The sequence below is a fragment of the Subsaximicrobium wynnwilliamsii genome (assembly GCF_007997225.1).
Classification (GTDB): domain Bacteria; phylum Bacteroidota; class Bacteroidia; order Flavobacteriales; family Flavobacteriaceae; genus Psychroserpens; species Psychroserpens wynnwilliamsii.
Window position 1 is genome coordinate 13,481 of sequence record NZ_VORM01000017.1, and the last position, 13,386, is coordinate 26,866.

12 protein-coding genes are annotated in these 13,386 nt (G+C 40.2%); 7 read left to right on the forward strand and 5 right to left on the reverse strand.

Features of this window, described 5'->3' with window-relative positions; translation table 11 throughout:
• Nucleotides 1-4 precede the first annotated feature (4 nt).
• The 4 genes from ESY88_RS13830 to ESY88_RS13845 form a co-directional block, all read right to left on the reverse strand.
• On the reverse strand, nt 5-745 hold the full coding sequence (locus ESY88_RS13830; protein WP_147087348.1) for an isoprenyl transferase: 741 nt from the start codon (nt 743-745) through the stop codon (nt 5-7).
• Nucleotides 745-1,434 (reverse strand): type IX secretion system protein PorG, encoded by a 690-nt coding sequence (gene porG / locus ESY88_RS13835; protein WP_147087349.1) that lies wholly within the window; start codon nt 1,432-1,434, stop codon nt 745-747. The genes ESY88_RS13830 and porG overlap by 1 nt, the downstream gene beginning before the upstream one ends.
• A 99-nt stretch (nt 1,435-1,533) precedes the next feature.
• Nucleotides 1,534-2,409, reverse strand: a complete 876-nt coding sequence (locus ESY88_RS13840; protein WP_147087350.1) for an NAD kinase — start codon at nt 2,407-2,409, stop codon at nt 1,534-1,536.
• 4 nt (nt 2,410-2,413) lie between these two features.
• The gene (locus ESY88_RS13845; protein WP_147087351.1) at nt 2,414-3,070 is read right to left on the reverse strand and encodes a CBS domain-containing protein; all 657 of its coding nucleotides are present in this window, start codon (nt 3,068-3,070) and stop codon (nt 2,414-2,416) included.
• An 89-nt stretch (nt 3,071-3,159) separates the two neighbouring features.
• Between ESY88_RS13845 and ESY88_RS13850 the strand changes: the two genes are divergently transcribed.
• The 7 genes from ESY88_RS13850 to ESY88_RS13880 all read left to right on the forward strand — a co-directional run bounded on the left by ESY88_RS13850 (nt 3,160) and on the right by ESY88_RS13880 (nt 11,129).
• Nucleotides 3,160-3,876, forward strand: a complete 717-nt coding sequence (locus ESY88_RS13850) for a pyridoxine 5'-phosphate synthase (RefSeq protein WP_147087352.1) — start codon at nt 3,160-3,162, stop codon at nt 3,874-3,876.
• A 69-nt stretch (nt 3,877-3,945) separates the two neighbouring features.
• Nucleotides 3,946-4,719: an alpha/beta fold hydrolase gene (locus ESY88_RS13855; protein ID WP_147087353.1), complete on the forward strand. Its 774-nt coding sequence runs from the start codon at nt 3,946-3,948 to the stop codon at nt 4,717-4,719.
• A 61-nt stretch (nt 4,720-4,780) separates the two neighbouring features.
• Complete coding sequence (locus ESY88_RS13860) at nt 4,781-5,128, forward strand: phage holin family protein (RefSeq protein ID WP_147087354.1); 348 nt, start codon at nt 4,781-4,783, stop codon at nt 5,126-5,128.
• Nucleotides 5,129-5,235: 107 nt separating this feature from the next.
• A complete protein-coding gene (gene tig, locus ESY88_RS13865; protein ID WP_147087355.1) occupies nt 5,236-6,558 on the forward strand; it encodes a trigger factor in 1,323 nt (440 codons plus the stop codon).
• A gap of 88 nt (nt 6,559-6,646) precedes the next feature.
• Nucleotides 6,647-7,321, forward strand: coding sequence for an ATP-dependent Clp endopeptidase proteolytic subunit ClpP (gene clpP / locus ESY88_RS13870; protein WP_147087356.1), 675 nt, complete (start codon nt 6,647-6,649; stop codon nt 7,319-7,321).
• 326 nt (nt 7,322-7,647) lie between these two features.
• Nucleotides 7,648-8,880, forward strand: coding sequence for an ATP-dependent Clp protease ATP-binding subunit ClpX (clpX, locus tag ESY88_RS13875; RefSeq protein ID WP_147087357.1), 1,233 nt, complete (start codon nt 7,648-7,650; stop codon nt 8,878-8,880).
• Nucleotides 8,881-9,920: 1,040 nt separating this feature from the next.
• Nucleotides 9,921-11,129 carry a BaiN/RdsA family NAD(P)/FAD-dependent oxidoreductase gene (locus ESY88_RS13880; protein ID WP_147087358.1) on the forward strand — a complete coding sequence of 403 codons (1,209 nt, stop codon included), beginning with the start codon at nt 9,921-9,923 and terminating at the stop codon, nt 11,127-11,129.
• A 1-nt stretch (nt 11,130) separates the two neighbouring features.
• Here the strand turns inward: ESY88_RS13880 and ESY88_RS13885 are convergent, their stop codons facing one another.
• Complete coding sequence (locus ESY88_RS13885) at nt 11,131-13,374, reverse strand: response regulator (protein ID WP_189702608.1); 2,244 nt, start codon at nt 13,372-13,374, stop codon at nt 11,131-11,133.
• Nucleotides 13,375-13,386 lie beyond the last annotated feature (12 nt).

A 13,386-nucleotide genomic window follows, 5' to 3' on the forward strand; every position in this document is an offset into this window, starting at 1 on the left:
AATGTTAGCTAAGTTGTTCGGTTGTTTTTCCAAATCGTCGTTCTCTATTTTGATAGTCTATCAAAGCTTCATAAAGATCCTTTTTAGTAAAATCAGGCCAAAGGATGTGAGTAAAATATAGTTCGGCATAAGCAATTTGCCATAGGAGGAAATTGCTTATCCTATGTTCACCGCTAGTTCTGATTAACAAATCTACGTCTGGTAAATTTTGCGTGTAAAGATGCTTATTAATAATCGATTCGTCAATGCTTTCAATAGAAATTATATTATTTTTAACTTTATCTGCCAAGGTTTTTACAACACTAATAATTTCTTCCCTAGAGCCATAACTTAGCGCTAGGGTTAGTGTCATGTGTGAATTATTTTTGGTCTTTTCTATGACCTCCAAAAGCTCTTGATGGGCTTTTTTTGGCAAATCTTTAAGGCATCCTATGGCTAAGAGCTTGATGTTGTTTTTCTGAAGTGTCGCAATCTCTTTTTTTAGGGATTTAACGAGCAGTTTCATTAAGGTTTGAACCTCTATTTTAGGTCGGTTCCAATTTTCTGTGGAAAATGCATAGAGTGTTAGATTTTCAATGCCTATTTCCGCAGTGGCCTCGACCACCTCCCGAACGGATTTTGTGCCGTTTTCATGGCCTATTATTCGCAGGAAACCTTGCTGTTTTGCCCATCTACCGTTGCCATCCATAATGATGGCGAGATGCTTTGGCAGCTTATCGGTTTGTATTTGTGATTTTAAATCCATTAGAAATTGCAATAACAAGGTCTTTGACCAAAAGTATAGGTTAGTGTGAAGCCTGTAAATACGTACCAGTCGTTGCTGTTGGTATTCCCAAAGCTAAAATTTTCCCTAAAATCACCATCTGGCACGCTGCCATCGAGCTCATCGGAGAACGTGTACCGTGCACCAACTTCAAAACCCAATACAAAATGGTTTGTGATATTTGATTTAACGCCCAACACCATTGGGATGCCATAAGCCCAACTCTTGACGTTTTCATCGGTGTATTTGCCATTGCCATCAAAATAATAGTTGCTATGTAAGGCGGTTGAAATCCCCGAGTAGAGGTAAGGCGTTACCTTGAGCCCAGGGGTGTGCAAATCAAAATCGAAAAAAGTGAACTCCATACCTGCTGAAATTTCCAAGAGGGAATTATCAAAACTGTAATCGCGCTGCACTCTTCTGGGATCATCAGATTTGGAGTCCATGCCTTCCAAATCTGCATAAATAAAAGAGATACGCCAAGAGTGTCTGGGGCTTCTGTTCCATTTGAAAATCGCACCAAAAGCTGCTGCATTTGGCGAAATGTAGTCTGTGGCGCCAACGTCTCCAATAAAATTGCTCCCACCGGCAAAAACACCAACTTCATAAATTTGTGAATGGCTTGATGGCACGAAAGCGATCGTCAATATAAAAAGGAATAAATACCTCATAAATTTTTAAAAGTTTGCAAATATAACAATTAAGATTTGACCATTGTAATTTGTGTCAAGTAGTCATGCAGTTAAACAGTATTTACAGACTTTTATTGTTTAATTTCTTCGGTCTTCGCCCCAAAGCAGCTTCTTTCTAAGGGTGTCTATAAAGCTCTCTTCGAGTACTTGAAGCATTTTAATCTTAAAATTAGCCTTTTTGATGGTAACAATGGTATCATTGCTCAAGGTGGCAATTCTTGAATCCAATGAAATGAGATAATTGTCCTCACGACCATTTACCTTGAGTTGAATCACGGTGGCGTCTGGGATTACCAAGGGTCTTGCATTGAGATTATGTGGTGCGATGGGTGTGAGCACCAAGCTTTCGGTATCTGGCGTAATCACTGGGCCACCGCAACTAAGTGAGTATCCCGTGGAGCCCGTTGGTGTTGATATAATGAGACCATCGCTCCAATATGAGGTTAAATATTCCCCATCCAAATGGGTGTCTACAGAAATCATGGAAGTGGTGTTCTTTCTGCTTATGGCCACTTCGTTGAGTGCAAAATTGATGCTTTGCAGCGCCATGTTTTTTGGATTGGTCTCTACGGTAAGAAGCGAGCGTTCAGAGATTTTATAGTTGCCTTTGAGTATTTCGTTGATGGCCAATTCAACATGATTGACCTGTATCGTGGCCAGAAAACCAAGCCTTCCGGTATTGATGCCTACGATGGGAATGGAAAAATCCCGCAAAAAGGTCACTGCTCTCAAAATGGTGCCATCGCCTCCTACGCTAATAAGCAAATCGAAACTCTCATCTAAAGATGTAAAGCTTTGCAATCGCTTATCCTTCAGTAGAGGCAGGTCTAATTTTTGGCGGAATTCAGATTCTATAAATACGGAAACCTCTTTCGTGAGAAGTATTTCGAGCAATTGCTCAAAATATTCAGTAGATTTTCCGTCGAAATATTGGCTGTAGACTGCAATCTTCATAATGTTAAACGTCTAGATATTTCTTAAGATATTCTGAGCGCTCCTTTAGGTTTTCCACGTAAGTGTCATCTTCATGGCCAGAAATGATGTTATAGCTGTAGCGCCTAAACGTTTGGATGACATCATTTAATCCTGTCTCACCGATTTTCAATGTGATTTGTATGATGTCGCTTTCCATCTTGGATATAAAAGCACCCAAGAGTTTGGCGTCGTTGGATTCTACGATTTGGCTTATTTCGCTAAAGGAATAATCTTGAGTGGTTGTCTCAATGATCAACACGCCTCCGGGCTCGGCAAAGAATGGTGTTTCATTGAAAATGCCAATAACATCATTGAGCTCGTAATACCCTAAATACTGATTTTGAGCATTAAGAACAGGCATGATGTTGCAAGAGTTTTGAGCAAAGGCCTCTAGCGCATCAAGCCAATTGCTGGTGTCACGCACATAAAAGCCTTCGAGGGAATGGCTGCATTCTTCAATGGCCTGTTTGCCCTCAAAGCAATGGGCATCGGTTTCAGAAATACAACCCATATAAATGCCTTCCTTTGTAATTGGAATATGCGAGTAAGTAAGCTCGTTGAACATCATTTTTAAGTCGCTTACCTTGGCGCTATAATCCAAGGGCTTGATATCGTTGATGAGGTATTGTTCTAAGGGCATAAGCGTTGTGATTAGTTGTGCAAATTAATTAAAAATAAGCAGAAAAACCCTTGCGGACTTTGTATTTTTGTAATCTAACACCTAAAAAAATGACCAAACTTAGCGTAAACATCAACAAGATTGCCACCTTGCGAAATTCAAGAGGAGGCGACACCCCAAACGTTATTCAGTTCGCTAAGGACGTGCAACGTTTTGGCGCACAAGGGGTAACGGTTCATCCTAGGCCAGATGAACGCCATATTCGTTATCAGGATGTGCGCGATTTGAAAGCTGAAGTTTACACGGAATTCAATATAGAAGGCAATCCCATAAAATCCTTTATGGATTTGGTCTTGGAAATCAAGCCAACCCAAGTCACTTTGGTGCCCGATGCGGAAGATGCCATCACATCAAACGCGGGTTGGGATACCATTAAGCATAAGGCTTTCTTGACGGAAGTGATTACTGAATTTAAGGCCAATGGTATAAGAACCTCAATTTTTGTGGACCCCATTTTAAAAATGGTGGAAAATGCGAAAAACACAGGAGCCGATCGCATTGAACTCTACACGGAAGCCTATGCCGAAGATTATGTGAACAATAGAGAAGCTGCCATCAAACCTTACGTAGATGCCGCTGTTTTGGCAAATGGACTTGGCATTGGCATCAACGCAGGGCATGACCTCTCTTTGGATAATATTGAGTTTTTTCAAAAGCATATTCCTAATTTATTGGAAGTCTCCATAGGCCATGCGCTCATTGCGGAAAGTCTCTATCTAGGTATTGAAAACGTAGTGCAAATGTATTTGCATCGTTTGTCTAAATAGTTTTCAGTCTCATTTTACAGCTTATCAAATTACAAAGTAACAACAAACAACTTCACAACTCAACACTAAATGGCACTCCACTCACAAATATTAGGCGAAGGCAAACCCTTTATCATCTTGCACGGCTTTCTGGGCATGGGCGACAATTGGAAAACCTTGGGCACCAAGTTTAGTGAAGTAGGTTACGAGGTGCATTTGGTAGATCAACGCAACCACGGTAGGAGTTTTCATGATGCCGATTTTAGTTATGAGGTCATGGCTGAAGATTTGAAAACCTACATTGACGCCCACAAATTGAAAGAAGCCTTGCTGCTCGGGCATTCCATGGGTGGCAAAACCGCGATGCTATTCGCCACATTGTATCCCGAATTAGTGTCCAAACTGATGGTGGCAGATATTAGCCCGCGATATTATCCCGTTCACCACGATGCCATTTTGGACGGCTTGAGTCAATTGGATTTTGACAGCATCAAGAGTAGGGGCGAGGCCGATAAAAAACTGAAGCGATATGTGCCCGATGTTGGCACGCGGCTATTTTTGCTGAAAAACCTGTACTGGATCAAAAAGGGAACACTGGCTTTGCGCATGAATCTGGAGGTATTAAAGGAGCATGTTTCCGAAGTAGGCGAAGCATTGCCCATGCATGCCAATTTTGATAAGCCCACCTTATTCCTTCGTGGCGACAAGAGCGAATACGTGATGCCTTCCGACGAAACCATTATCAAGCAACATTTTCCACAAGCAAAAATAGAAACCATTGGTAACGCAGGCCATTGGTTGCATGCCGAGAATCCTGATGATTTTTACGATGCTGTGCAAGACTTTCTTAACTTTGATGTTTAGTTTAACTCGCAGTTTTGGTAATTCGAAATTTCGTATGCTTTAACCCACAACCCACAAAACCATGAACTTCATCATCCGTCTTTTAATTACCGCAGTAATCGTAATATTGCTTGCTTACCTATTGCCAGGTGTAGGCGTCACTGGATTTGGCGCGGCCATTGTTGTTGCCATCGTATTGGCTTTGCTCAATGCAATCCTCAAACCTATTTTGGTGGTCTTGACCATCCCAATTACCATAGTCACACTTGGTCTTTTCTTGCTGGTCATCAACGCATGTATCATTTTATTGGCCGATGCCTTTGTGGACGGATTTTCAGTAAGCGGCTTCTGGATCGCGTTGCTGTTCAGCATCTTGTTGTCCTTCTGCCAATCCATTGCCAATTCCATGATAGGCAAAGATGGAAAATAGACTAATATTCAGTCACTTAAAAAATTGTTGGGTTGCAAAAAATATCGTATTTTTGCAGCCCTTTTTAACGTAAAACGTAACGCCCTTTTGGGCCTATAGCAGATACAATGAACATTACAAGAGAAAACATCGACGCATTGAACGCGGTTGTAAAAGTAGATATCGCCAAAGAAGATTACAGCGATAAAGTAGAGAAAATATTGGTTGATTACCGCAAAACGGCTAACATCCCAGGATTTAGAAAAGGCCATGTGCCCATGGGAATGGTCAAAAAGCAATACGGTAAAGCAGTATTGGTAGATGAGGTCAATAAATTATTGCAAGATGCGCTCAACAAATATCTTACTGAAGAGAAGTTGGACGTTCTGGGCAACCCCTTACCAAAGCCACAAGATGATCTGGATTGGGATTCTGATGTCTTTTCTTTCGAGTTCGAGTTGGGTCTTGCACCAGAATTTGAGGTGGCATTGAAAGGTAAAAAAGCCATCACACATTACAACATTGTTGCCGATAAGAAAATGATCGACGACCAAATTGAGCATATTAGAAAGCAATACGGTAAGATCATTGCTCAAGATACAGCGGCTAAAGATTCCGAAATCACGGGAACTTTCAAAAACGAGGAGAAAGACATCGAAAACTCCACCATGATCACTTTAGATAAATTCAAGGGCAAAACCACCGAGAAACAATTCATTGGTGCCAAAGTGGGCGATGTGATCACTTTAAAGACCAAGGGCCTTTATAAAGACGATCACGATTTGATGAAAGCACTCAAAGTATCTCATGACGACATTCATGATATGGATCTTGAAGTCAATTTTACCATTGAGGAAATCAACGCTAGGGAGATGGCAGATCTTGATCAGGAATTGTTTGATAAACTCTTCGGAAAGGATGTCGTAACCACGGTAACTGAGTTGAAAGATAAAATCAAGGAGGATTCTGAAAAGCAATTCGCACAGCAAGGTGACCAGAAGTTGTTGAACGATGTGACCGAATATTTAGTGGACCACACCAAATTTGACCTTCCAGCATCGTTCTTGCAAAAATGGATGCAAACTGCTGGCGAGGAAACCATGGATGCCGATCAGGCAAAAGAGGAATACGAGAAGACCGAAAAGAGCATGCGCTACCAATTGATTGAAGGCAAACTTATTGAGAAGCACGATTTGCAGGTCAAATTGGAAGATCTTAAGGCACATGCCAAAGAGATGATCAAAGTGCAAATGGCACAATTTGGACAAACCAACCCGTCCGATGAGGAGCTGGAGGGGATTGCGGCAAGAATTCTTTCCAATAAGGAAGAAGTGAAGCGTATGAGTGAGCAATTAATGAGCACCAAACTGTTAAATCTTTACAAAGCCGAAACCAATTTAAAGACAAAAGAAATAACTTACGACGAATTTGTAAAAGAATTCTACAGCTAAGCTTTACATCATAAATTAATATATTTGGGCGTAAAACTTAGCGGTTTTACGCTTTTTTGTTTCACATTAAAATATCACAACCCAAAATATGGATTACGGAAAGGAATTTGAGAAATTCGCAATAAAAGATCAAGGCATCAGCAGTACCTACTATAACAATATCATCAACAGTATGTACCCAACCAACCTCACGCCGAACATTATTGAGGAGCGCCAAATGAATGCGGTCTCCATGGATGTATTTTCCCGTTTAATGATGGATCGCATCATTTTTATGGGCACTGGCATCAATGATCAAGTCGCCAACATCATCCAAGCGCAATTGTTGTTCTTGGAGAGTACAGATTCGGCAAAAGACATACAGATTTACATCAACTCGCCAGGCGGTAGCGTTTACGCAGGCTTGGGCATTTACGATACCATGCAACTCATCAAACCCGATGTGGCTACGATTTGTACAGGTATGGCTGCTTCTATGGGAGCTGTTCTATTGTGCGCAGGCACAAAAGGCAAACGTAGTGGGTTGACACATTCTCGGGTCATGATTCACCAGCCTTTGGGAGGTGCTCAGGGCCAAGCCAGCGATATTGAAATCACAGCACGTGAGATCGTGACGCTTAAAAAGGAATTGTACGATATTATCGCCAAACATTCTGGTCAAGACTTTGACAAAGTTTATGAGGATAGTGACCGTGATTATTGGATGAAAGCCGATAAGGCCAAAGAATACGGGATGATCGACGAAGTCTTGAAGCGCAAGTAACCCCTTTTCTTCGGAAGAAATTTAAAGGAAGATCATATTGAGGATAAGGGCTGGAAATTTTGAATTGGCCTTTAATAGCCTTAAGTTGATTGAAATAACGGAAATAAAAAGTGTTTACTTCGGAAGCTCTAATATTCAGGATCTATTTCAATCTGAATAATTGTTCTTGAAGGAATGCACATAAATAAGTCAATAATGTTTTGGGGTTTTTGAGGATCAACTTAGAAACCCAAATCCATGGACTTAAAATAATAATAAGTAAATCAAGATTTGGAGCATTGGAAAATCAGCCTTGATCCAAAACATTGAACTTAGAATAGCAAAGTATGGCAAAGGAAGTATTAGAATGTTCGTTTTGTGGTAGGAAAAAGCCAGAAACAAGTTTATTGATCGCAGGCTTAGATGCGCATATCTGTGACCGCTGCATCGAGCAGGCGCATGGTATTGTGTTGGAAGAAAGCAAACAGAGCGACAACGCAGAGTTGTCTTCTGAATTAATGCTGAAAAAACCACAGCAAATCAAAGCCTTTCTCGATGAGTATATCATTGGTCAGGATTATTCAAAAAAGGTAATGTCTGTTGCAGTTTACAACCATTACAAACGTTTGCTGCAACCTGCCAATGACGACGATATTGAAATCCAAAAAAGTAACATCATCATGGTGGGGCAAACCGGTACCGGTAAAACCCTTATGGCAAAAACCATTTCAAAAATGCTCAACGTGCCTTTGGCGATAGTTGATGCCACAGTGTTGACTGAGGCTGGTTATGTTGGAGAGGATGTAGAGAGTATCCTGACCCGTTTATTGCAGGCAGCAGATTACAATCTTGAAAAAGCCGAAAAAGGCATCGTTTTCATTGATGAAATCGATAAGATTGCCCGTAAAAGTGATAACCCATCCATTACCAGAGATGTTTCTGGGGAAGGTGTGCAACAGGCATTGTTGAAATTGCTGGAAGGTACCACCGTAAACGTGCCGCCAAAAGGTGGGCGTAAGCATCCAGATCAAAAATTTATTGAGGTGGATACCGAGCACATCCTGTTTATTGCAGGTGGTGCTTTTGATGGCATTGATAAAAAGATATCCAAACGCTTGAATTTAGCGGCGATTGGTTACAAAGCAGCGCATGATAATGATGTGTTGGATATGGACCATCTCTTGCAGTATGTGATCCCTAAAGATTTAAAAGATTTTGGTCTCATCCCAGAAATCATTGGGCGCTTACCAGTCTTGACTTATATGGATCCTTTAGATGCAAAAACATTGCGCGCCATTTTGACCGAACCAAAAAACGCCATCATCAAACAGTACAAAAAGTTGTTTGAGATGGACGATATTGAGTTTACCATTACCGATGGTGCCTTGGATTATATTGTGACTAAGGCGATTGATTATCAATTGGGCGCAAGGGGGCTACGATCTTTATGCGAGGAAATATTGACCGATGCGATGTTTGAATTGCCAAGTGGCAAGGAGAAAAAATTGCATGTCACTAAATCTTATGCAGAAGACAAATTGAGTAAAACCACCTTGAAAAAGTTGAAGGCGGTGTCTTAAAACTGATAAAACCGCAAAAAACAATGCGTTTTTTGAAATCGATCTAAAAAGCAAAACCACTCTTTTCCCGAGAGTGGTTTTTTAGTTGGATTAAAAACTAATACTGCTAAAATTTATAAACTTTAAACCTATTCGATAGGGATTTGGTATTTTTTAGTTTGGTTTCTTAACTTGTCACTGCTAATATAATGGCAATTATTTAAGAAATAAAACAGGTTTGTCCTCTTTTGGATAAAGACTGAAAAATAATCGTTAAGCGGGTGTGTGCTTTGCAGTTCAACGATAAATTGAACCTAATACTTTATTTATTAGTTTTGTGTCGTTGAAAATCGTTCGCTTCAAAAAACGGGTTCTAGCATTGATGCCTTTTATAAATTAGCACGAGCTTTCAGTCTGAGCGCAACCTAAGACCTTTAAGTTTTGCTTGATAGGCACTTTGTACTGCGCTCAGACTTACAAATGAGGTCAGTTTGATAAATTGGGTTTTTTTAAATGGTGGCGAAAGTAAGCTCGGATGATCCTGCAAGGTCTTTTTTGACCTTGTAGGTATGATTCATTATTTGGAAAAGACCTGCAAGGTTTTTGAAACCTTGCAGGAAAGTTTAAATGAACCTACGTTCACAAAAGTGTAAAGAGTATTTTTTGATGCACGATTTTTTAAAAATAGCTTTTTTCAAAAAGTTCAATAAATATTTAAAAACATTAGTGTAAGGGTAAATATAATTTAAAGATGACTAGGCCTTTACATGTATGAAATCTAACACTGTTTTTAAATGGATACCTTGCTTTTTCCAAATTGATTTTATCAAAAGGGAGGGAATAATTTCGTTTCAAATAATTACTGTTTCTCAATTAGTTACAATCAAGTCTTGATTCTATGTTCTGGCAGCGAAGCGGTCTTGGTTCTTTATCGGGCAACAATGATTTAAAAAGCATAAATAGGAGTCATAAATAGTATCACATAGTTAAAAGCAAGTCTTTCCCATAAGCTTTCGGGATTGATTCTAAAAGCGAAGCGGTCTTATGTCTAAAAACAGTATATGAAACATTATGATGTCATAATCATCGGTGGTGGAGCGGCGGGTTTTTTTACAGCAATCAACCTTGCAGAACGCCATCCCCAATTAAAGGTCGCCATATTGGAGCGCGGTAAAACAGGTCTCCAAAAGGTAAAGATCTCCGGTGGTGGTCGCTGTAATGTCACCCATGCTGAATTTATCCCCTCAGAATTGGTGCGCAATTATCCCAGAGGCGAAAAAGAGCTTCTCGGGCCTTTCCATCAATTCATGACTGGAGACACCATCGCTTGGTTTGAAGCACGAGGAGTTAGCCTTAAAATCGAGGACGATGGGCGCATGTTTCCGGTAAGTGATTCCTCACAGACCATAATCGACTGTTTCTTGGCTGAAGCGCAAAAGCATCAGGTGGACCTATTGTATAATCATTCCGTGAAAACGCTTCAGAAAACTGACGGATTGTGGGAAATGAAGACCAATACTGGCCTGTTTTCCTCAGAAAAAGTAGTTCTGGCTACAGGAAGCAACCCTAAAATATGGAATTTGCTGGAAAGCCTCGGGCATGCCGTGGCGCAACCTGTGCCGTCTTTGTTTACGTTTGATGTTAAAGATGAGCGCATAAAGGATATCCCTGGCGTGGTGGTGCAGGATGTTGAGGTCACCTTATGCGATTCAGGTTTGACTTCGGAAGGTCCCTTGCTAATCACACATGTGGGTTTTAGCGCAGCTTCCATTTTAAAATTATCCGCTTTTGCTGCATTGGAACTGGCAAAGCATAATTATCAATTTGAGATTGAGATCAATTTTATCAAACAGCCTTTTGAGAATTGCCAGCTTCAGCTCAAACAATTCAAACAGGATTTGGCAAAAAAACAAGTCTCTAAATCGGCACAACTGGATATTCCCAAACGCTTATGGAAAAAGTTGGTGCTGGCGGCAGACATTTCCGAAGAAACCCGTTGGGCAGATCTCAATAAGCAGCAATTGGAGCACTTGGCGGCTCAGCTTACCAAAGCCTTTTTTAAAGTGACAGGCAAAAGCACGTTTAAAGAGGAGTTTGTCACTGCAGGTGGTGTGGATCTCAAGGAGATTAACTTCAAGACCTTTGAGAGCAAGCTCCATGAGAACCTATATTTTGCAGGTGAGATTATGAATATTGATGCCGTCACTGGCGGTTTTAATTTTCAAAATGCCTGGTCTGGAGGCTACATCGCAGCGAAGCACATGTATTGAATTAGACCTGGTAGACTTTGGAATAGCCCCTAACAATGGCCTTGAAATCATCAAAATTATAAGGTTTCGTGATGACCTGATTCATGCCACAGGCTTCAGCTTTGGCAGAGACCTCTCCAGAATTGAGTGCGGTTAATGCCAAAACAGGAATGTTGGGATTAAACAGTCTAATGTGTTTGGTGACTTCAAAACCGTCCATTTCTGGCATATTGATATCCATTAAAACCATGTCAAAATCCTTTTGCTTTACCAATGAAATGGCTTCTTTCCCATTGGATGCAGTCTCACAGGTACATCCAGGGATACGCTCAAGTGTTTTTTTGGTAATGAGCAAGTTGATCTTGTTATCGTCCACAATGAGCACATGATTATCTATTCTAGCCTCGAGATCTTCGTGATGTGCAACTGTTTCTGGTTTTTCACAAAGGTCAAAAGTGACATTAAAGAAAAAACTGGAGCCCTTATTTGGCTTAGATACGAAGTCTATTTCTGTACCATGGCTTTTGAGTAAGGTCTTTACAATATAGAGTCCTAAGCCTGAGCCACTGCTGTTCTTTTGCAGAAACATTTTGTTTTCAAAGGCAGAAAAAACCGTTTGGCGGTGTTCTTCACTTATGCCTATGCCAGAGTCTTTGACCTCAAAAAGTAATTCTATTTGCGCATCAGTCCTATTTACCTCAGAGACGTCTATGGAAATAAATCCCTTGTTGGTATACCTTATGGCGTTATAGGCCAAGTTTATCATTATTTGACTAAAGGCAACTTTATCAATCATGATATATTCATCTTCATCAGAGTGGGCGATGTTTGAAAACAAATTCAGGCCTTTATTCTCTGCAGCCACTTTCACGGTGTTGATCACATTTTGTAAAATGGGGTCTATTCGGCCGGGTTTAAGTCTTAATTGTTTGTCTTCAAATTTGGCTCTGGTGGCTTGAAGGATGTTGTCAATAAGTATGGAGATGTAATTGCTCGACGAAATGAGTGACTTGAGATAGGCCTCTTTTTTGACTTCAGACTGTTCCTGCTCAATCAAAGTGGACAATCCACTGATGCCATAAATTGGCGTTCTCAGCTCATGGCTCAATACCGAGAAAAATTCAGAGCGATCCTTGTCTCGCTTGATCAGTTTTTTGTTACTATTCTTAAGTTCCTCATTTATGGTCTCAATATTTTTACGCGTCTTGTAATAGTAGAAAAAGAAAATGACTACCACAACAAGTAAGATGCTTGAAATTATGGTAGAGGCAATAAATGACCTTGATAGCTTTGCATCATTTATTCGCAGCTTGTTGGCGCTGCTAAGTTGCTCTTCAGTTTTGAGGATCTTGTAGATAAGTTCGCCATTTTGTGAGGTAGCGCGCTCATATTCAAGCATTGCAGAATATTTGTACTCATCACTTTTTAACAAATAGGCAACAGCAGAATCCTTTTGCTTTTTGAATTCATGAAAGTAACGAAATTTATAATAGTTTAGGGTGGAAAGTTGACGGTTTGCATCATTATTTAGAACAATACTCTTCTTGAAGTCCTTAATGTCAATGCTAAACAAAAGTGTATAACCCTCATCAAAATGTCCTAGCTTGATTAGCCCAATAGCTTTGTAATACAAGCTATTATACTTTAGGCGTTTTTCTAGAGTCTCAGACTTGTAGTCTCTAGAATAACTGAGTTTATCAAAATCTGTGCGAGCTAGTTGATTAAAGCTGTATTCGGCAAGCTTGATGAGTGCGTCGTTGCGATTGGTGTAATAGTTGCGTTTGATTTCATTTTCCAGATTTATAAAAAAGAGTTCACTATTGAGTTTTTTTGCTGAAGATTGAGCGATGGGGTAAATGCTGTCAAACTGCTTGTATTTCTTGTAAAGGAGATAGGTGTTTGCAAGATTGGAAAGCACATAATCCCTGCCGTGTGGCTCATGAATGCTGTCGTAGATGCTTAGCGCCTTGTAATAATACATCTTGGCGCTATTGTTGTTTCCCATTTCAGAAAACACCATGCCCAAACCATTATAAGCTTGTGCCTCGTACTTTGTGAAACCATATTTCTTCGTAAATGCCAAAGCTTCATTTAAGAGTATGGTAGCTTTGTAGAGACTATCATTTTGTATAAGGGTTTCAACACGCTCATTATTGAATGAACATTTTGACTGCTTATCAAAAACTAATAGTTCCTGCGAAAAAAGATTTTGAAAACCAAAAAAAAGCAGTAATACTGCTATAAAAGTAGGTTTGGGGTAATTCATTGTTAGGGCAAT

What these genes read in the sequence shown, in the direction of transcription:
- ESY88_RS13830 (WP_147087348.1), bottom strand. Translation starts at nt 745, where the DNA reads ATGGATTTAAAATCACAAATACAAACCGATAAGCTGCCAAAGCATCTC.
- porG (WP_147087349.1), bottom strand. Translation starts at nt 1,434, where the DNA reads ATGAGGTATTTATTCCTTTTTATATTGACGATCGCTTTCGTGCCATCA.
- ESY88_RS13840 (WP_147087350.1), bottom strand. Translation starts at nt 2,409, where the DNA reads ATGAAGATTGCAGTCTACAGCCAATATTTCGACGGAAAATCTACTGAA.
- ESY88_RS13845 (WP_147087351.1), bottom strand. Translation starts at nt 3,070, where the DNA reads ATGCCCTTAGAACAATACCTCATCAACGATATCAAGCCCTTGGATTAT.
- ESY88_RS13850 (WP_147087352.1), top strand. Translation starts at nt 3,160, where the DNA reads ATGACCAAACTTAGCGTAAACATCAACAAGATTGCCACCTTGCGAAAT.
- ESY88_RS13855 (WP_147087353.1), top strand. Translation starts at nt 3,946, where the DNA reads ATGGCACTCCACTCACAAATATTAGGCGAAGGCAAACCCTTTATCATC.
- ESY88_RS13860 (WP_147087354.1), top strand. Translation starts at nt 4,781, where the DNA reads ATGAACTTCATCATCCGTCTTTTAATTACCGCAGTAATCGTAATATTG.
- tig (WP_147087355.1), top strand. Translation starts at nt 5,236, where the DNA reads ATGAACATTACAAGAGAAAACATCGACGCATTGAACGCGGTTGTAAAA.
- clpP (WP_147087356.1), top strand. Translation starts at nt 6,647, where the DNA reads ATGGATTACGGAAAGGAATTTGAGAAATTCGCAATAAAAGATCAAGGC.
- clpX (WP_147087357.1), top strand. Translation starts at nt 7,648, where the DNA reads ATGGCAAAGGAAGTATTAGAATGTTCGTTTTGTGGTAGGAAAAAGCCA.
- ESY88_RS13880 (WP_147087358.1), top strand. Translation starts at nt 9,921, where the DNA reads ATGAAACATTATGATGTCATAATCATCGGTGGTGGAGCGGCGGGTTTT.
- ESY88_RS13885 (WP_189702608.1), bottom strand. Translation starts at nt 13,374, where the DNA reads ATGAATTACCCCAAACCTACTTTTATAGCAGTATTACTGCTTTTTTTT.